The organism is Pseudoroseomonas cervicalis ATCC 49957, assembly GCF_000164635.1.
Classification (GTDB): Bacteria; Pseudomonadota; Alphaproteobacteria; order Acetobacterales; family Acetobacteraceae; genus Pseudoroseomonas; species Pseudoroseomonas cervicalis.
Genome location: NZ_GG770783.1, coordinates 49,971 through 66,719 on the forward strand (window position 1 = coordinate 49,971; position 16,749 = coordinate 66,719).

Sequence of the window (16,749 nt, forward strand, 5' to 3'; positions counted from 1 at the left end):
GAGCGGCCGACCAGCGCCTCGAACTCGCCCTGGCTGGGCTTGATCAGTTCGGCGCCGCGGCCGGCGCCGGCGGCCAGGGCCGGGCCGGAACTGTCCAGCACCCAGCGCAGGCCGCGCGCCTGGGCGATGGCCGCGACATGGGCATAGAAATCCTCCGGCACGCCGCGCGGCAGGCTGCCGCTGGCCACCAGCCAGCTGCCCTCGGGCAGGCTCTCCAGCGCCGCCAGGGCCGCGCGCCATTCGGCCTCGCTCACCTCCGGGCCCTCGGCCACGAAGCGGAACTCCTCGCCACGGCTGCGGTCCAGCACGGTGTGGCTGATGCGGGTGCGGCCGGCGATCGGCACGCTGCGCCGGGGCAGGCGGATCTCGTCCAGCAGTTCCTCGAGGAAGTGGCCGGTGACGCCGCCGGCCAGGATCACCGCCTCGACCTCGCCGCCCAGCTCCTGCACCACGCGGGCGACATTGACGCCGCCGCCGCCCGGATCGGCGCGATCGCCGGAGGTGCGGATCTTGCGGACGGGACGCACCTCCGGGGCCTCGCAGGCCAGGTCGATGGTCGGGTTCAGGGTCAGGGTGGTGATCTTGGGCGTCATGCGCTGAATGTGTGGCGCCGCGCCGGGCGCGGCAACCACAACACCGCGCCGGCCCCTCAGGGCGCCTTGTGGATCGGGTCGACCCAGGCGACGTCCTCCGGCTTCTCCACCGGCTCGATATCGAGGTTCACCACCACCGCCTCATTGTCGCTGCGCACGAGCACGCATTCCAGCGTCTCGTCGGAGGAGGCGTTGATCTCCTGGTGCGGCACATAGGGCGGCACATAGATGAAGTCGCCCGGCCCGGCCTCGGCCACATATTCCAGCTTCTCGCCCCAGCGCATGCGGGCGCGGCCCTTGACCACGTAGATCACGCTCTCCAGAGGGCCGTGATGGTGCGCGCCGGTCTTGGCATTGGCGTGGATGTGAACCGTGCCAGCCCAGATCTTCTGCGCGCCGACGCGGGCGGCGTTGATCGCCGCGGCGCGGTTCATGCCGGGGGTGCTGGCGGTGTTGGTGTCCAGGCTGCCGGCCGGGATGACCCGCACGCCGCTGTGCTTCCAGCCATCCTCCGGGATGGAGGGCGGCAGCGTCTCGTGGTGGTGGCCGTCATGCGGCATGGCAATTCTCCCCCTGGCTTCGTGCAATCTCTTATTGTGTCAACGCCGCGCGTGCATTCGTCAAGCGCGGCGGCCCCAGGCACCGGTTCCGCTGCTGGTGTCACGCGAACGCAACCGGACCGTCATCGCCCTGTCCTGCCGCGGGTCTAAGCGGTCGCGCCATTCCCGCCACCCGGACAAGGCTGATCATGGCGCGCCGCAAGAATGTTCTTCTCATCGTTGTCGATCAATGGCGGGCCGATTTCGTCCCCGCCCTGGGCGCCGGTTTCCTGCGCACGCCGAATCTGGACCGGCTGTGCCGCGAGGGCGTGACCTTCCGCAACCACGTCACCACCACCGTGCCCTGCGGCCCGGCGCGGGCCAGCCTGCTGACCGGCCTCTACCTGATGAACCACCGGGCGGTGCAGAACACCGTGCCGCTGGATGCGCGCCACATGAACCTCGGCAAGGCGCTGCGGCAGATCGGCTATGACCCGGCGCTGATCGGCTACACCACCTCGACGCCCGATCCGCGCACCACCTCCGCCCGCGACCCGCGCTTCACCACGCTGGGCGACCTGATGGAGGGTTTCCGCGCCGTCGGCGCCTTCGAGCCCAGCATGGACGGGTATTTCGGCTGGCTGGCCCAGAAGGGCTACGCACTGCCGGAGAAGCGAGAGAACATCTGGCTGCCGGAGGGCGAGGATTCGGTGCCCGGTGCCACCGACCGCCCCAGCCGCATCCCGTCCGAGCTGTCGGACACCGCCTATTTCACCGAGCGCGCCCTGACCTACCTGAAGGGCAAGGGCGACAAGCCATGGTTCCTGCATCTGGGCTATTGGCGGCCGCACCCGCCCTTCATCGCCTCCGAGCCCTACAACACGATGTATTCGCCGGCCGAGATGCCGGCGATCCAGCGCCGCCCGAGCTGGCAGGAGGAGGCGGCGCAGCACCCGCTGCTGGACTTCTATCTGCGCGGCATCAGCCAGGGCTCCTTCTTCCACGGCGCCGGCGGGGCCGCGACCGAGATGGACGAGGCCGCCATCCGCCAGATGCGCGCCACCTATTCCGGCCTGATCACCGAGGTCGATGACGCGCTGGGAAAGGTCTTCGAGCATCTCGACCAGACCGGGCAGTGGGATGACACGCTGATCATCTTCACCTCCGACCATGGCGAGCAGCTCGGCGACCACTACCTGCTCGGCAAGATCGGCTATCATGACGAGAGCTTCCGCATCCCGCTGGTGGTGAAGGACCCGGAGCGGCGCGAGGGCGCCGGGCGGATCGAGAGCGCCTTCACCGAAAGCGTCGATGTGCTGCCAACCATCCTGGAATGGCTGGGCGGCGAGGCGCCGCGCGCCTGCGACGGCCGCTCCGTCCTGCCGCTGGTGGAGGGTGAAAAACCCGCCGATTGGCGCGAGCATCTCTTCTACGAGTACGATTTCCGCGACATCCACTATTCGCAGCCGGAGACCGCGCTCGGCCTCGGCATGGACGATGCCTCGCTCTGCGTCGTGCAGGATGAGGACTGGAAATACGTCCATTTCTCCGGCCTGCCGGCGCTGCTCTTCGACCTGCGGCGCGATCCCAACCAGTTCGAGAACCTGGCGCAGGACCCGGCTTATGCCGAGGTGCTGGCGCGCTACGCGCAGAAGGCGCTGTCGCACCGCATGCGCCATGCCGAACGCACCCTGACCCATTTCCGCGCCACCCCCGGTGGCCTTGAGGAGCGCAGCCGATGATTGCCAACCGCCGTTCCCTGCTGCTCGGCGCCGGTGGGGCGCTGGGCGCCGCCGCCCTGCCCCGCTTCGCCATCGCGCAGGCCGACAACCGGCCGTCCATCACCATCGCGGTGCAGAAGGTCAGCAACTCCAACACGCTCGAAGTGCTGCGCGAGCAGTCCAATGTCGGGGAGCGCGTGCTGTTCTCCTCCCTTTGGGAAGGGCTGATCGGCCGCGACTGGCTGGGCGGGCTGAAGGCGGTGCCGGAGCTGGCGACCTCCTGGCGCCGGCTCAGCGACAGCGCCATTGAGATGACGCTGCGCCAGGGCGTGAAGTTCCACAATGGCGACGAGATGACGGCCGAGGACGTGGCCTTCACCTTCGGCCCGGAGCGCATGTTCGGCGACACCGCGCCCACCGCCCAGGGCCGCACCATCCAGATCAGCGGCGAGCGCATCCCGACCCGCGCCGGCCGCGACCTGCCGCCCGAGGTGCCGGCGGTGGCCCGCCGCTCCTTCCCGGCGCTGGAGCGCGTCGAGATCGTCGACCGCTACACGGTGCGCTTCCACAATGCGACGCCGGATGTGACGCTGGAGGGCCGCCTCTCCCGCTACGGCGCGCAGATCATCAGCAAGCGCGGCTATATCGAGGCCGAGACCTGGTTCGACTGGGCGCGCAAGCCGATCCTGACCGGCCCCTACAAGGTGGCCGAATTCCGCCCCGACCAGTCGCTGCGCCTGGTGGCGCATGACGAATACTGGGGCGGCCGCCCGCCGCTGAAAGAGATCCGGTTCATCGAGGTGCCGGAGGTCTCGGCGCGCATCAACATGCTGCGCTCGGGCGAGGTGCAGTTTGCCTGCGACATCCCGCCCGACCAGATCGCTGATATCGAGCGCGACCGCCGCTACGAGGTGCAGGGCGGCACCATCCTGAACCACCGCCTGACCTGCTTCGACAAGAACCACCCGCAGCTGGTCGATCCGCGCGTGCGCCGCGCCTTCACCCACGCCATCGACCGCCAGGCGATCGTGGAGAGCCTCTGGGCCGGCCGCACCGTCGTGCCGAAGGGGCTGCAATGGGACTACTATGGCGACATGTTCGTCAGCGACTGGGACGTGCCGAAATATGACCCGGCGGAGGCGCGCCGCCTGCTGCGCGAGGCGAACTACAAGGGCGACCCGATCCCCTACCGCCTGCTGAACAACTACTACACCAACCAGACGCCGACGGCGCAGATCCTGGTCGAGATGTGGAAGCAGGTCGGCCTGAACGTGCAGATCGAGATGAAGGAGAACTGGTCGCAGATCCTCTCCCGCGAGCCGGGCCGGGCGGTGCGCGACTGGTCGAACAGCGCGCCCTTCAACGACCCCGTCTCCTCCATCGTCAACCAGCACGGGCCGAACGGCCAGCAGCAGCAGGTGGGCGAATGGAGCAATGAGGAGATGAACCGCCTCTCGGTGGAGCTGGAGACCTCGACCGACCGTGCCCGCCGCAAGCAGGCCTTCCGCCGCATGCTGGAGATCTGCGAGCGCGAGGATCCCGCCTACACCGTGCTGCACCAGAACGCGACCTTCACCGCGATGCGCCGCGGCACGCCGTGGAAGGCGGCCCCCGCCTTCGCCATGGAGTTCCGCGCGAACAACTGGAAGGGCTGAGCATGACGGAGACCCTGGTCGAGCTGCGCGACCTGCGCGTCGCCTTCGACGGCGTGCCGGCGCTGCGCGGCGTGGATCTGGCCATCCGCCCGGGCGAGAGCCTGGCGCTGGTGGGCGAATCCGGCTGCGGCAAGTCGGTCACCTGGCTGGCGGCGCTCGGCTTGCTGCCCGGCAAGGCCAGGGTCACCGGCAGCGTGACGCTGGGGGGGGAGGAGCTGCTCGGCGCCCCCCCGGCCCGGCTGGATGCGGTGCGCGGCGGGCGCATCGCCATGATCTTCCAGGACCCGGCCAGCAGCCTGAACCCGGTGCACCGCATCGGCCGCCAGATCACCGAGGCGCTGGCGCTGCATCGCGGCCTGACCGGCGCCGCCGCGCGCGAGGAGGCGCGGCGCCTGCTGGACCGCGTCGGCATGCCGGATGCGCAGCGGCGGCTGGAGGCCTATCCGCATGAACTGTCCGGCGGGCAGAACCAGCGCGTGATGATCGCCATGGCGCTGGCCGGCCAGCCGGAGCTGCTGGTGGCCGACGAGCCCACCACCGCGCTCGACGTCACCATCCAGGCGCAGATCCTCGAGCTGCTGGCAGAAATCCGCCGCGACACCGGCATGGCGCTGGTCCTCGTCAGCCACGATCTCGGCGTCGTCGCCGAGACCTGCGAGCGGGTCTGCGTCATGTATGCCGGCCGCATCGTCGAGGAGACGCGGGCCGAGACGCTGTTCGCGCAGCCGGCCCACCCCTACGCCCAGGGCCTGCTCTCGGCCTTGCCGCCGATGCACGGGCCGCGCCGGAAACTCGCCGCCATTCCGGGCGGCGTGCCGGAACCCTGGGCCATGCCGCCGGGCTGCGCCTTTGCCCCCCGCTGCCCGCGCGCCAGCGCCGCCTGCGAGGCCGCGACCCCGGCGCTGGAGGACCTCGCCCCGCATCACCGCGCCGCCTGTTTCCAGCCGAGCCGCCCGGTGCCGGCCACCGCCCCCCGCCCGGAGCTTTTGCCGGCATGACCGCCCCCCTGTTGCAGGCCGAGGGCCTGGTGCGCCGCTACCACCAGCGGCGCGGCTGGCTCGGCCACAGCGTCGAATTGCGCGCCGTCGATGGTGTCTCCCTCACCCTGGAGCGCGGCCGCACCCTGGGCCTGGTCGGTGAATCCGGCTGCGGCAAATCCACCACCGGCCGCATGGTGCTGGGGCTGGAGACGCCCGACGAAGGCAGCGTGCGCTTCGAGGGCGCGCCGATGCCGGCCCCCGGCAGCCGCCCCTGGCGGGCGCAGCGCGCGCGCATGCAGATGGTCTATCAGGACCCGCTGGGCGCGCTGGACCGCCGCCTGACCATCGGCGCCCAGGTGGCCGAGCCGCTGGCGATCCACAACCTCCCCGCCGGGCCGGACCGCGTGGCGGAGCTGCTGCGCGGCGTCGGCCTGCGCCCCGACCAGGCCGATCGCTATCCGCATGAGCTCTCCGGCGGCCAGCGCCAGCGTGCCGTGCTGGCGCGTGCCCTGGCCACCGATCCCGCGCTGCTGGTCTGCGACGAGCCGATCAGCGCGCTCGACGTCTCCATCCAGGCGCAGGTGATGAACCTGCTCTCCGAGATCCAGGAGAGCCGCGGCGTCTCCCTGCTCTTCATCAGCCACGACCTGCGCGCCGTGCGGCAGATGAGCCACCGCGTCGCAGTGATGTATCTCGGCCGCATCGTCGAGGAAGGCGAGCCGGATGCGGTGCTGCACGACCCGGCCCACCCTTACGCCCAGGCCCTGGTCTCGGCCATTCCGGATCCCTCGCGGCGGGGACGGCGCATCGTGCTGCAGGGCGACCCGCCCAACCCGGCCTCGCGCCCCGCCGGCTGCGCCTTCCATCCGCGCTGCCCGGTGGCCGGGCCGCGCTGCGCCGCCGAGAGCCCAGCGCTGAAGCCGCGCGCCGATGGCCGCCTGGTCGCCTGCCATGTGGCGCAGGGCGAGATGGCGCCCGGCACCGGCCTGTCCACCCCGATCCAGAAGGCGGCCTGAGCCATGCTGCGTTTCCTCGGCCTCCGCCTCTCCCGCGCGCTGCTGACGCTGGTGCTGGTGGTCAGCTTCGCCTTTGTCGTGCTGCGCCTCTCCGGCGACCCGGCGCTGCTGATCATGTCGGCCGACGCGCCGCCCGAGGCCATCGCCGCCTTCCGCCGCGCCTGGGGCCTCGATGACCCGATCTGGGTGCAGTATCTGCGCTACTTCACCGCCATCCTGCAGGGCGATCTCGGCATGTCGATGCGCAGCGGCCGCAGCGCCATCAGCCTGGTGGCCGAGCGGATCCCGGCGACGCTGGCCCTCACCCTGCCGGCGCTGATCATCAAGATCGGCCTCGGCGTGCCAGCCGGAATCTATGCCGCCCTGCACCGCAATTCGGCGATCGACCGCGCGGTGATGCTGCTGGCGGTCGCCGGCTTCACCGTGCCCTCCTTCGTGCTCGGCCTGCTGCTGGTGCTGCTCTTCGCCGTGCAGCTGGGCTGGCTGCCCTCGGGCGGGCAGGATAGCTGGCGCCACGCCATCCTGCCCATCATCACCATGGGCTTCGGCGGCGCCGCGGTGCTGGCGCGCTTCACCCGCTCCGCCATGCTGGAGGTGCTGGGCCAGCCCTATATGCGCACCGCACTCGCCAAGGGAGTGCCCTGGCACGCGGCGGTGCGCCGCCATGCCCTGCCCAACGCCGCCATCCCCACCGTCACCATCATCGGCTTCATGATCGGCAGCGTGCTGGCCGGCGCCGTGGTGGTGGAAAGCGTCTTCTCCTGGCCCGGCGTGGGCCGGCTGCTGGTGGTGGCCGTCGCCAATCGCGACCTGGCCGTCGTGCAATGCATCCTGCTGCTGGTGGCCGCGACCATGATCGTCTCCAACCTCGTGGTCGATCTGCTCTATGGCGTGCTCGACCCGCGCCTGCGCTCCGCCGCCAAGGGAGGCGCCTGACATGTCGGCCACCGCCGAACGGCCCGCCGAGCTGCCGGCCACCCCCATCGCCGCCCCGAAGCGCAAAGGCCAGGGCCTGCCGCCCCTGGTGATCTTCGCGCTCGGCTGGATCCTGCTGATGCTGGCCATCGCCCTGCTGGCCGACTGGATCACGCCCTATTCCATCACCGCCCTCGATCTGCGCAGCCGCCTCTCACCGCCAGTCTTCATGGGCGGCAGCTGGGCGCACCCGCTCGGCACCGACGAGCTCGGCCGCGACGTGCTCAGCCGGCTGATCTGGTCGATCCGCATGTCGCTGCTGATCGCCTTCGGCGCCGCCATCATCGCCGCCGTGCTGGGCGTGGTGCTGGGCTTCCTCGCCGCGCATTTCCGCGGGCTGGTGGAACAGGCGGTGCTCGCCCTGGTCGATTTCCAGGCCGCCATGCCCTTCATGATCCTGGCGCTGTCGGTGCTGGCCTTCTTCGGCAATTCGCTGGTGCTGTTCGTCTGCCTGCTCGGCCTGCATGGCTGGGAACGCTACGCCCGCATCGCCCGTGGCCTGGCCATCAGTGCCGGCGCGCAGGGCTATGCGGCGGCGGTGCAGCAGCTCGGCGCCTCGCCCTGGCGGGTCTATGCCCGCCACGTCCTGCCCAACATCGCGGCGACGCTGATCGTCTCCATGACGCTGGCCTTCCCCGAGATCATCCTGCTGGAAAGCGGGCTGTCCTTCCTCGGCCTCGGCGTGCAGCCGCCCATGACCTCGCTCGGCAACATGGTGGGCTATGGGCGGGAATACCTGACGCGCGCGCCCTGGATCCTGCTCTCGCCCTCCTGCGTCATCGTGCTGACCACCCTGTCGGTCAGCCTGCTGGGCGACTGGCTGCGCGACCGGCTGGATCCGACGCTGCGCTGAACAACAGGAAAGAATCCGGGGGAAGAAGGAATTCTTCCCCCGGGCCCCCATCATCTTTTTCTGTCATTTAGGCACTCTGGATCGTCGCGGTGAAGCTGCGGTCCAGGATGTCCTCGGCCTGGATGCGGCGGCGCACCAGGCCGGCGCGGCTGTACAGATCGATATTGCCCTGCTCGTCGCGCACCACGGCATCGTCGATCGGCACCACCCGCGTGCGGGCCCGCGTGAACCACTGCACGGCCACCGGCTCCGGCACATTCATCAGCGCCGACCAGCTCTTGGCATAGGCCGGGATATTCTCGTTGGCCCAGCGGCGCGCGACCGTCAGCCGGCGCACGAAATCTTCCAGCTCCGGCCGCCGCGACGCGATCGCATCGTCCCGCGCCGCCTGGAAACTCAGCCCCGGCGTGATGCCATTGCCATCGACGATGCGGCGCGACCCGGCAAGAACCTCCTCCTGCGACACATAGGGTTCCCAGGTGGACCAGGCCTCGACCGCGCCACTGCTATAGGCCGCCTTGGCATCGGCCGGCAGCAGGAAGACCAGCCGCACCGTGTCGGCCGGCAGCTTCGCCGCCTCCAGCGCCGCCAGCACCAGCTGGTGCCCGATCGAGCCGCGCCCCGTGGCGATGCGCTTGCCCGCCAGATCCTGCAGGCTGCGCACCGCGCTGTCCTTCGGCACCAGGATGGCCAGCCCATCCTGGTTCTGCCGCGTGGCCGCGATCGCCTTGGCCGGCACCCCGGCGGCGGCGCCGAAGGTGAAGGGCGCATCCCCCACCAGCCCCGTGTCGATGGCCCCCGCATTCAGCGCCTCCACCAGCGGCGCGGCGGCGGGGAATTCGCTCCAGGCGAAGCGGCCCTCGACACCCTCCAGCACGCCGGCGGCCTGCATCACCGCCCGCGCATTGCCGCGCTGGTCGCCCACCCGCAGCGGCGCCTGGGCGCGCAGGAGGTGCGGCATGGCGAGTGTCGCCCCCGCCGCCAGCAGCAGCGTGCGGCGCTTCACGACGGCGCTCATGCCGGCACGCCCTGGCGGGCGGCCAGCCTCTCGGCCAGCAGCCGGCGCGTCGCCGGCAGCAGGCTCTGCCCGTATTCCACCGCATCCTCCAGCGGGTCGAAGCCGCGGATCAGGAAGGTGCTGACGCCCAGCGCGTGATACTCCAGGAACGCCTCCGCCACCTGCTCCGGCGTGCCGACCAGGGCGGTGGTGTTGCCCCGCGCCCCCGTCTCCCGCGCGATGGCGGTGTAGAGGCGGCCCTCCGGCCGGTCGCCCAGCGCGGCGGCCTGCAGCAGGCGCTGCGAGCCGGCATTCTGCGGCGCGGCGCTGTTCGGGCCGAGCGCCGCCTGGCCGCGCACGGCGCGGATACGGTGCAGGATGCGCTCCGCCTTCTCCCAGGCGGCGCTTTCGGTCGCGGCCAGGATCGGGCGGAAGGACAGGCTGAAGCGCAGTTCCCGCCCATGCTGCGCCGCCTCGGCGCGCACCCGCGCCACGATCTCGCGCACCTGCGCCTGGGTCTCGCCCCACAGCGCATAGACATCGGCATGCCGCCCGGCGACGCGCAGCGCCGCCTCGGACGCGCCGCCGAAATAGATCGGGATACGCGGCGCCTGCACCGAGCGCACCTCGGGCGAGGCGCCGCGGATGCGGTAATAGACGCCCTCATGGTCCACCGGACGCTCGGCCGACCAGACCGCCTTCAGCACGTCGAGATATTCGTCGGTGCGGGCGTAGCGGTCATCCTTGCCCAGCCAGTCGCCATCGCGCGCCTGGTCGGTGTCGTCGCCGCCGGAGATGACATGGATGGCGGCGCGGCCATGGCTGAGCTGGTCCAGCGTGTTGAAGGCCCGCGCGGCGGTGGTCGGCGCCTGGAAGCCGGGGCGGTGCGCGACGAGGAAGCCGACACGCTCGGTATGGGCGGCGGCATGCGCCGCCAGCTGCAGCCCATCCGGCCCGTTGCTGTGCCAGCCGATCAGGATGCGGTCGAAGCCGCCGCGATCATGCGCCTGGGCGGAATCGCGCAGATAGCCGGGATCGATGGCGGGGCCGCGCGCCGGATGGATCTCCGACTGCTCGCGCGGCTGGATCATGCCGATGAATTCGAGGTCCTGGGACATGGGAATCTCCTCAGCCAAGCCCGAGCGCGCGGCGCCCGGCCTGCAGATGGGCGGCGTCCTGTTGCGGGGTGTGGATGCGGGCGCAGAGCACGTCGCGCAGATGCCGCTCCAGCGGGTTGCTGCGCGCCAGCGCATGGTTGCCGCAGAGCGCCACGGCCTCCTGCACCATTGTGATGGCGTTCTCGGCGGCCAGCGCCTTCAGCAGGGCGGATTCGGTGGCCGAGGGCGGCGTGCCGGCATCCTCGGCGGCGGCGGCGGAGGCGATCAGGCGCTGATTGGCCAGCAGCAGCCCCTCGATGCGGCCGACCGCCTCCTGCATGCGCGGCAGGGTGGCCAGCGGCGCGCCGAGGCTGGCCGGCACCCGGCGATGCAGGAAGCCCAGCAGCCAGTCCCGCGCGGCGCGCGCCACGCCGGTGTAGAGGGCGGCGATCAGCAGCGTGTTCCACGCCGCCGCGCTGTCATCCGGCCGCGCCCAGTCGGCGGGCGCGCGCAGATCGGGCGCCGCCTCGGGCGGCAGCGCCACCTCCTCGAACACCACGTCATGGCTGCCGGAGGCGCGCAGCCCCGCCTGGTCCCAGCTCTCCTCGATGCGCACGCCGGGGCTGCGGGCATCGACCAGCACGGTGCCGGTGCGCGGGCTGGCTTCATCCGTTCGGGCCCAGACCAGATACCAGCGCAGCGCCGGCGCGCCGGTCGAGTAGATCTTGCGCCCCGAGAGCGACCAGCCCGAAGGCGTGCGGCGCAGGATCGTCGCCGGCAGCCCGCCGCGCGCCGGGGTGCCCAGCTCCGGCTCGACGCGCAGCGCATTGACCAGCTCGCCCCGCTCGACGGCGCCCAGCGCCAGCCGGGCCCGCAGCGCCTCGGGCCAGGCGGGGTCGCGCGTCACCTGGCGCAGCTGGATGAACTGCATGGCCAGCACCAGGGCGGTGGCCGGGCAGCCCTCGGCGATGCGGCCGACCAGCGCGGCGCAGCGCGCCAGCCCCGCCGCCTCCCCGCCCCACTCCACCGGCGCGGTCAGCCCGAGCAGCCCCGCCTGGTGCAACCTGAAAAAATTCTCGTGCGGGAAGCTGCCGGCGCGGTCATGCGCGGCGGCGCCCTCGGCGAAGCCGCGCACCAGGGCGGCGACCGGGTCCTGGTGCAGGATCAGCCCGTCGATCATGCCGCTTCCTCCAGCGCGACGCCGAGCTCGCCCAGCAGCCGCCGGCGCAGCGCGGCGAAGCCAGGATCGGCATGGCGGCGCGGACGCGGCAGCTCGACGGCGATGTCGGCGGCGATGCGGCCGCCCTCCAGCACCAGCACGCGGTCCGCCAGCAGCACCGCCTCGTCCACGTCATGGGTGACGATCAGCGTGGTGGGGCCATGATGGCGCCACAGCTCCAGCACCAGGCTGTGCATGCGGATCCGCGTCAGCGCGTCCAGCGCGGCGAAGGGCTCGTCCAGCAGCAGCAGCCGCGGCGCTCGCACCAGGGCGCGGGCCAAAGCGGCGCGCTGCGCCTCGCCGCCGGAGAGGGTGGCGGGAAAGGCCTCCAGATGCCGCCCCAGCCCCACCTCCTGCAGCGCCGCCGCCGTGCGCTCGCGCGCGCCACGGCCGGAGAGGCCGAGGGCGACATTCTGCCAGACCTGCTTCCAGGGCAGCAGGCGCGGCTCCTGGAACACGACGGAGACCGGGCGCGGCAGGTCCAGCACCGCCTCGGCCGGCGCCGGGTCGAGGCCCGCCAGGGTGCGCAGCAGCGTGCTCTTGCCGGAGCCGCTGCGGCCCAGCAGGGCGGTGAAGCTGCCCGGCGCCAGATCGAGATCCAGCCCGTGCAGCACGGTGTTCTCGCCGAAGCAGCGGGTCAGGTTGCGGACGCGCAGCGGGGAAGCGGCGGGTGCGATATCGGCCATTGGGCTTACCCCTTCACCAGGCTGGGCCGCCAGGCCAGTGCCCGGCGCTCGACCCGCCGCACCAGCGCATCGGCGCCGAGGCCGAGCAGCGCATAGACCAGCAGGCCGACCACGATGATGTCGGTGCGCAGGAATTCCCGCGCGTCATTGATCAGGAAGCCGATGCCGGCGCTGGCATTGATCTGCTCGGCGATCACCAGGCTGAGCCAGGCGCTGCCGAGCGCGTAGCGCAGCCCGACCAGGGCGGAGGGCAGCGCGCCGGGCAGGATGACGTGGCGCACCAGGCCGCGCCGGTCCAGGCCAAAGACCCGGCCCGCCTCGGCCAGCTTGGGGTCGACGCCGCGGATGCCGGCGAACAGCGTCAGATAGACCGGGAAGGCGGCGCCCAGCGCCACCAGCGCGATCTTCGGCGCCTCGCCAATGCCGAACCACAGGATGAAGAGCGGCACCAGCGCCAGGAAGGGCAGGGTGCGCAGCATCTGCATCGGCGCGTCGACGATCTCCTCGCCCAGCCGCGACAGGCCGGCGATCAGCGCCAGGGTGACGCCGGCCGAGAGCCCGATGCCAAGCCCGGCCAGCACCCGCCCCAGCGAGACCGCCAGATGCGCGGGCAGCTCGCCCGAGAGCGTCAGCTCCCAGGCGGCGACCAGGATGGTGCTGGGCGCGGCCAAGGTGCGCGGCGAGATCAGCCCGGCCATGCTGGCGGCCTGCCAGAGCAGCACCAGGGCGAGCGGCGAGAGGAAGCGGCGCAGCCTCGGCGGCAGGGCCAGGCGCGGCTTGTGCCAGCGCGGTGTTGCGGGTCGCTCGATCAGGGCGCGCGGCGCGATCGCCGCCTGGGTGTCGGGCATGCTGGTCCTTCCCGGCCCGGAGAGGGGCCGGCGGCAACGGGGCGATGAAGGCGAGGGCAGCCCGCCGGGCGGGCTCGGCGCGTCAGGCGCGCCGACAACAGCCGCGCGGCGGGGCGCGGGTGCCAGGCGGCAGGGCAAGGGGGCCGGGCATCATCATGGTCCGCCAAAGCTATGAAGCGGCGGGGAGCAGCGAAAGAGTTGTGTTTCCCAAAGATCGGCGGCGGCGCAGCACGCCCATGCTGCGCAGCGCGGCAGGACAGAAAACTATTCCCGCCCCTCGCCGCGCTCGCGGAAGGCGGGGCTGTTCAGCGGCAGGGCGGTGCTGTGCTTCATCCGCTCCATGGCGAAGCGGGAGGTGACATTGCGCGGCTGCACCGCGGCGATCAGCCTTTTGTAGAAGCGGTCATAGGCCGCCATGTCGGTCACCGCGACGCGCAGCATGTAGTCGACCTCGCCGGCCATGCGGTAGGCCTCCATCACCTCCGGCATGGCGGCGACCGCCTGGGCGAAGCGCTCCATCCAGGCCTGGCTGTGGTCGCCCGCCTCGATGGCGACGAAGACGGAGAGGCCGAGCCCGACCGCCTCGGGCGAGACCAGGGCGACGCGGCCGGTGATGACGCCGCCCGCCTCCAGCTTCTGCACCCGCTTCCAGCAGGGGGTGGTGGACAGCCCCACCCGGTCGGCCAGCTGCGCCACGGAGAGCGTGGCATCCTGCTGCAGCAGCGCCAGGATCCTGCGGTCGATCTCGTCCATGCCCCCTCCCCTGCCCGGAGGCCCGGAGCCTAGCAGCCTGGCCGGGCAGGGCCAGGGGCGGGGCGCCGGGAGGCCGGGTGGCAACCCCCCTCCCCGCCCCCGGTTCTGCCTGCAGCAACCAGGGAAGGAGCGAGGCGATGTGGATGAGCGTGGGGGTGCCGCTGCTGGTGCTGCTGGCGGTCGGAGGGCTGCTGTTGCTGCTCAACCGGTCCGAGTTCAGGGCGGTCTTCAAGCGCCGCAACGAGTCGCGAGGGATTCGCAAATCGTGATCGGCTAACCACATATTGAGTGGGTGACAGGCGGAAAGGATACCATATCTTGTGTCGGGCCAGCGGCGATTCGCGCTCTGGCAGTTCGAGACAAGCCGGAGCGTATCCCATGGACGGCTATCGCCAGCCTTTCCCCCTGTTGCCGCTGACGGGCCGCCTGCCCGGGGAAGGCTTCGGCGAGAAACCCCTGCCGGGGCGCCGGCTGGATCTCGGCATGGGGGTCGCGGTCGGCCGCCGCACCGTGTTCCGCCCCGAGGACCAGGAGGATTTCGGCCGCGTCGCCGACCGGGTCGCCGCGGGCAACATCGGTCTGCTGGGGGCCAGCACGGAGCTGGCGCGGGAGCAGGCGCGGCTGCGCAACGCCATCGCGACCGGCGCGCTGCTGACCTCGGGCCGGCACCTGCAGCATGGCGATGCCGGCCAGGCCGGGCGCAACATGGAGGTGTTCACCAATTGCGCCACGGCGATCGCCTCCTTCGCCGAATTCTACCTGCTGCTGAACGGCTCCGGCGTCGGCCGCGCCTATGACGACGCGCTGACGCCCGTCGAATGGGGCGATGCGCCGGAGCTGGTGCTGCACCTCTCCCCCAGCCATGCCGACTATCCGCGCGATGCCGAGGCGCTGCGCCGCTTCGGCACCGAGATGGGGCTGCTGCCCTGGGGCGCGGCCGCGCTGGACGAGGCCTCCGAGCGCGCCATCCATGATTTCCTGGCCAGCGAGCTGCGCGCCGACCTCGAGAACCTGCCGGCGAATGCCGTGCTGCACCGGGTCGAGGACAGCCGCGAGGGCTGGGCCAAGGCGATCGAGGTGCTGGAGGCGATGGCCTTCCAGGGCGCGCGCGACCGGGTGCTGGTGCTCGACCTCTCGGCGATCCGCCCGGCGGGCAGCCCGATCCGCGGCATGCAGGGGCGCCCCTCCTCCGGCCCGATCTCGCTGCTGCGCGGGCTGCTGAACATCCGCCTGCATGTGATCCAGCCCGCCCGCGCGCGCGACCGCGCGGCCGAGGCGCTGCAGCCCTGGGAGCAGGCGCTGCTGGTGGACCATCACCTGTCGGTCGAGGTGCAGGTGGGCGGCGCCCGCCGCGCCGCGCGCATGGCGACGAAGTCGTGGCGCGACCCGGCGATCCGCCGCTTCATCCGCGCCAAGTCGGAGGGCGGGCTGTGGACCGCGAACCACTCCGTCATGGTGGACCGCGAATTCTGGCAGCGCGTGCAGTCGGGCGACGCGTCCGAGCCGCTGACCGCGCATGCCCGCATGGTGTTCGAGGAAGTCACCGCCTGCGCCTACATCAATGGCGAGCCGGGCTTCATCAATGGCGATCTGCTGGAGGACCAGCGCACCGGCAGCGCCTGGACCAAGCCGGTGCATGAGGATGGCCGCGATTTCCGCAGCGCCCGCTACCAGGTGGATGCGGCGGCCGGGCTGCTGGCCGAATGCTCGCGCCGCGCCGCGACCGCGCGCTTCCCGGTGACGACCAATCCCTGCGGCGAGATCACGCTGCATGTCACCGGCGGCTATTGCGTCATCGCCGATTTCGCGCCGCTGCTGGCCTGCCCCGCGCCGCTGGAGGCGCTGACGCCGGGCGCGATCGACCCCGAGCTGGCGGCGCTGTGGGATGAGCGGGTGGAGGATGCGGTGCGCCTCGGCGTGCGGTTCCTGATCCGCGCCAACCGGATGGACGCGCTCTATGCCGAGGAGGTGGCGCGCACCAACCGCATCGGCATCGGCCCCACCGGCCTGCATGAATGGGCCTGGATGCGCTTCGGACTGGGCTTCGAGGATCTGCTGGACGAGGCGCGTTCCGCCCCGTTCTGGGACATGCTGGGCCGGCTGTCGGAGAGCGCCAAGCATGAGGCGGCGGTCTATGCCGATCAGCTGGGCATGACCCGCCCGGTGACGGTGACGACGGTGAAGCCCGCCGGCACCACCAGCAAGCTGTTCGGGCTGACCGAGGGCGCGCATCTGCCGGCCCGCCGCCAGTATCTGCGCTGGGTGCAGTTCAAGGGCACGCGGGATGCCGCGACGGGCGAGTGGCACACCGGCTCCGACCCGCTGCTGGCCGACTACCAGAAGCGCGGCTATCCGCTGCGCGAGCTGCGCAGCTTCCCCGGCATGACCATTGTGGGCTTCCCGACGGTGCCGTTGGCCTCGCGCCTTGGCCTCGGCGAGAAGCTGGTGACGGCGCCGGAGGCGAGCCCGGAGCAGCAATACCAGTGGCTGCGGCTGCTGGAGCGGCACTGGATCGGCGCCGAGCGCGGCAACCAGGTCAGCTACACGCTGAAGGTCTACACCAACCGGCACGATCTGGCGGCCTTCCGCGCCATCGTCGCCGCCGAGCAGCCGAAGGTGCGCTGCTGCTCCGTGCTGCCGAGCAAGCCGGATGCCGAGCTGGGCTATGAGTATCTGCCGGAGGAGGAGGTCTCGGCCGGCCGCTTCGCCGCGATCGTCGAGGGCATTGCGGATGAGGCGGTGCAGGAGGCGGTGGACTGGGCGCATCTGCAATGCGCCAGCGGCGTCTGCCCCATCTAGGCGTCCCGCCTGGCCGGG

Annotated in this window: 16 protein-coding genes; 8 read left to right on the forward strand and 8 right to left on the reverse strand. The window is 71.6% G+C overall.

The window, feature by feature from the left end:
- The coding region (locus HMPREF0731_RS17540; protein ID WP_007005525.1) for a 1-phosphofructokinase family hexose kinase at positions 1-593 on the reverse strand (593 nt) is incomplete at its 3' end.
- 56 nt (positions 594-649) lie between these two features.
- Positions 650-1,153, reverse strand: a complete 504-nt coding sequence (locus tag HMPREF0731_RS17545) for a cupin domain-containing protein (protein WP_007005526.1) — start codon at positions 1,151-1,153, stop codon at positions 650-652.
- Positions 1,154-1,341: 188 nt separating this feature from the next.
- Here HMPREF0731_RS17545 and pehA point away from each other — a divergent pair, with 188 nt between their 5' ends.
- The 6 genes from pehA to HMPREF0731_RS17575 are packed head-to-tail and all read left to right on the forward strand — an operon-like array spanning position 1,342 to position 8,332.
- Complete coding sequence (gene pehA, locus HMPREF0731_RS17550) at positions 1,342-2,874, forward strand: phosphoric/sulfuric ester hydrolase PehA (protein ID WP_007005527.1); 1,533 nt, start codon at positions 1,342-1,344, stop codon at positions 2,872-2,874.
- Complete coding sequence (locus tag HMPREF0731_RS17555; RefSeq protein WP_007005528.1) at positions 2,871-4,508, forward strand: ABC transporter substrate-binding protein; 1,638 nt, start codon at positions 2,871-2,873, stop codon at positions 4,506-4,508. Before pehA ends, HMPREF0731_RS17555 begins: the two co-directional genes overlap by 4 nt.
- Before the next feature lie 2 nt (positions 4,509-4,510).
- A complete protein-coding gene (locus HMPREF0731_RS17560; protein WP_007005529.1) occupies positions 4,511-5,506 on the forward strand; it encodes an ABC transporter ATP-binding protein in 996 nt (331 codons plus the stop codon).
- Positions 5,503-6,504, forward strand: coding sequence for an ABC transporter ATP-binding protein (locus HMPREF0731_RS17565; protein WP_007005530.1), 1,002 nt, complete (start codon positions 5,503-5,505; stop codon positions 6,502-6,504). The genes HMPREF0731_RS17560 and HMPREF0731_RS17565 overlap by 4 nt, the downstream gene beginning before the upstream one ends.
- A 3-nt stretch (positions 6,505-6,507) precedes the next feature.
- A complete protein-coding gene (locus HMPREF0731_RS17570) occupies positions 6,508-7,440 on the forward strand; it encodes an ABC transporter permease (protein WP_007005531.1) in 933 nt (310 codons plus the stop codon).
- Position 7,441: 1 nt separating this feature from the next.
- Positions 7,442-8,332 (forward strand): ABC transporter permease, encoded by an 891-nt coding sequence (locus tag HMPREF0731_RS17575; protein WP_040613864.1) that lies wholly within the window; start codon positions 7,442-7,444, stop codon positions 8,330-8,332.
- 67 nt (positions 8,333-8,399) lie between these two features.
- On the opposite strand, the gene HMPREF0731_RS17580 is transcribed toward HMPREF0731_RS17575, so the two are convergent.
- The 6 genes from HMPREF0731_RS17580 to HMPREF0731_RS17605 all read right to left on the reverse strand — a co-directional run bounded on the left by HMPREF0731_RS17580 (position 8,400) and on the right by HMPREF0731_RS17605 (position 13,932).
- Positions 8,400-9,350: an ABC transporter substrate-binding protein gene (locus tag HMPREF0731_RS17580; protein ID WP_007005533.1), complete on the reverse strand. Its 951-nt coding sequence runs from the start codon at positions 9,348-9,350 to the stop codon at positions 8,400-8,402.
- Entirely contained in the window at positions 9,347-10,447 is a 1,101-nt protein-coding gene (locus tag HMPREF0731_RS17585) for an LLM class flavin-dependent oxidoreductase (RefSeq protein ID WP_040613865.1), read from the reverse strand. The genes HMPREF0731_RS17580 and HMPREF0731_RS17585 overlap by 4 nt, the downstream gene beginning before the upstream one ends.
- A gap of 10 nt (positions 10,448-10,457) precedes the next feature.
- Positions 10,458-11,606, reverse strand: coding sequence for an acyl-CoA dehydrogenase family protein (locus HMPREF0731_RS17590; protein WP_007005535.1), 1,149 nt, complete (start codon positions 11,604-11,606; stop codon positions 10,458-10,460).
- Positions 11,603-12,331 (reverse strand): ABC transporter ATP-binding protein, encoded by a 729-nt coding sequence (locus tag HMPREF0731_RS17595; protein ID WP_007005536.1) that lies wholly within the window; start codon positions 12,329-12,331, stop codon positions 11,603-11,605. The genes HMPREF0731_RS17590 and HMPREF0731_RS17595 overlap by 4 nt, the downstream gene beginning before the upstream one ends.
- Positions 12,332-12,336: 5 nt before the next feature.
- Positions 12,337-13,179 carry an ABC transporter permease gene (locus HMPREF0731_RS17600; RefSeq protein ID WP_007005537.1) on the reverse strand — a complete coding sequence of 281 codons (843 nt, stop codon included), beginning with the start codon at positions 13,177-13,179 and terminating at the stop codon, positions 12,337-12,339.
- A gap of 264 nt (positions 13,180-13,443) precedes the next feature.
- The gene (locus tag HMPREF0731_RS17605; RefSeq protein ID WP_007005538.1) at positions 13,444-13,932 is read right to left on the reverse strand and encodes an Lrp/AsnC family transcriptional regulator; all 489 of its coding nucleotides are present in this window, start codon (positions 13,930-13,932) and stop codon (positions 13,444-13,446) included.
- Between the two features lie 137 nt (positions 13,933-14,069).
- Here HMPREF0731_RS17605 and HMPREF0731_RS26385 point away from each other — a divergent pair, with 137 nt between their 5' ends.
- Together HMPREF0731_RS26385 and HMPREF0731_RS17610 are read left to right on the forward strand one after the other, a co-directional pair.
- Positions 14,070-14,201: a hypothetical protein gene (locus tag HMPREF0731_RS26385; protein WP_007005539.1), complete on the forward strand. Its 132-nt coding sequence runs from the start codon at positions 14,070-14,072 to the stop codon at positions 14,199-14,201.
- A 109-nt stretch (positions 14,202-14,310) separates the two neighbouring features.
- Complete coding sequence (locus tag HMPREF0731_RS17610) at positions 14,311-16,731, forward strand: recombinase (protein WP_007005540.1); 2,421 nt, start codon at positions 14,311-14,313, stop codon at positions 16,729-16,731.
- The last annotated feature ends 18 nt before the right edge of the window (positions 16,732-16,749 follow it).

Excerpts from the sequence above, each read along its gene's own strand:
- HMPREF0731_RS17545 (WP_007005526.1), bottom strand. The coding sequence starts at position 1,153 with ATGCCGCATGACGGCCACCACCACGAGACGCTGCCGCCCTCCATCCCG.
- pehA (WP_007005527.1), top strand. The coding sequence starts at position 1,342 with ATGGCGCGCCGCAAGAATGTTCTTCTCATCGTTGTCGATCAATGGCGG.
- HMPREF0731_RS17555 (WP_007005528.1), top strand. The coding sequence starts at position 2,871 with ATGATTGCCAACCGCCGTTCCCTGCTGCTCGGCGCCGGTGGGGCGCTG.
- HMPREF0731_RS17560 (WP_007005529.1), top strand. The coding sequence starts at position 4,511 with ATGACGGAGACCCTGGTCGAGCTGCGCGACCTGCGCGTCGCCTTCGAC.
- HMPREF0731_RS17565 (WP_007005530.1), top strand. The coding sequence starts at position 5,503 with ATGACCGCCCCCCTGTTGCAGGCCGAGGGCCTGGTGCGCCGCTACCAC.
- HMPREF0731_RS17570 (WP_007005531.1), top strand. The coding sequence starts at position 6,508 with ATGCTGCGTTTCCTCGGCCTCCGCCTCTCCCGCGCGCTGCTGACGCTG.
- HMPREF0731_RS17575 (WP_040613864.1), top strand. The coding sequence starts at position 7,442 with ATGTCGGCCACCGCCGAACGGCCCGCCGAGCTGCCGGCCACCCCCATC.
- HMPREF0731_RS17580 (WP_007005533.1), bottom strand. The coding sequence starts at position 9,350 with ATGAGCGCCGTCGTGAAGCGCCGCACGCTGCTGCTGGCGGCGGGGGCG.
- HMPREF0731_RS17585 (WP_040613865.1), bottom strand. The coding sequence starts at position 10,447 with ATGTCCCAGGACCTCGAATTCATCGGCATGATCCAGCCGCGCGAGCAG.
- HMPREF0731_RS17590 (WP_007005535.1), bottom strand. The coding sequence starts at position 11,606 with ATGATCGACGGGCTGATCCTGCACCAGGACCCGGTCGCCGCCCTGGTG.
- HMPREF0731_RS17595 (WP_007005536.1), bottom strand. The coding sequence starts at position 12,331 with ATGGCCGATATCGCACCCGCCGCTTCCCCGCTGCGCGTCCGCAACCTG.
- HMPREF0731_RS17600 (WP_007005537.1), bottom strand. The coding sequence starts at position 13,179 with ATGCCCGACACCCAGGCGGCGATCGCGCCGCGCGCCCTGATCGAGCGA.
- HMPREF0731_RS17605 (WP_007005538.1), bottom strand. The coding sequence starts at position 13,932 with ATGGACGAGATCGACCGCAGGATCCTGGCGCTGCTGCAGCAGGATGCC.
- HMPREF0731_RS26385 (WP_007005539.1), top strand. The coding sequence starts at position 14,070 with ATGTGGATGAGCGTGGGGGTGCCGCTGCTGGTGCTGCTGGCGGTCGGA.
- HMPREF0731_RS17610 (WP_007005540.1), top strand. The coding sequence starts at position 14,311 with ATGGACGGCTATCGCCAGCCTTTCCCCCTGTTGCCGCTGACGGGCCGC.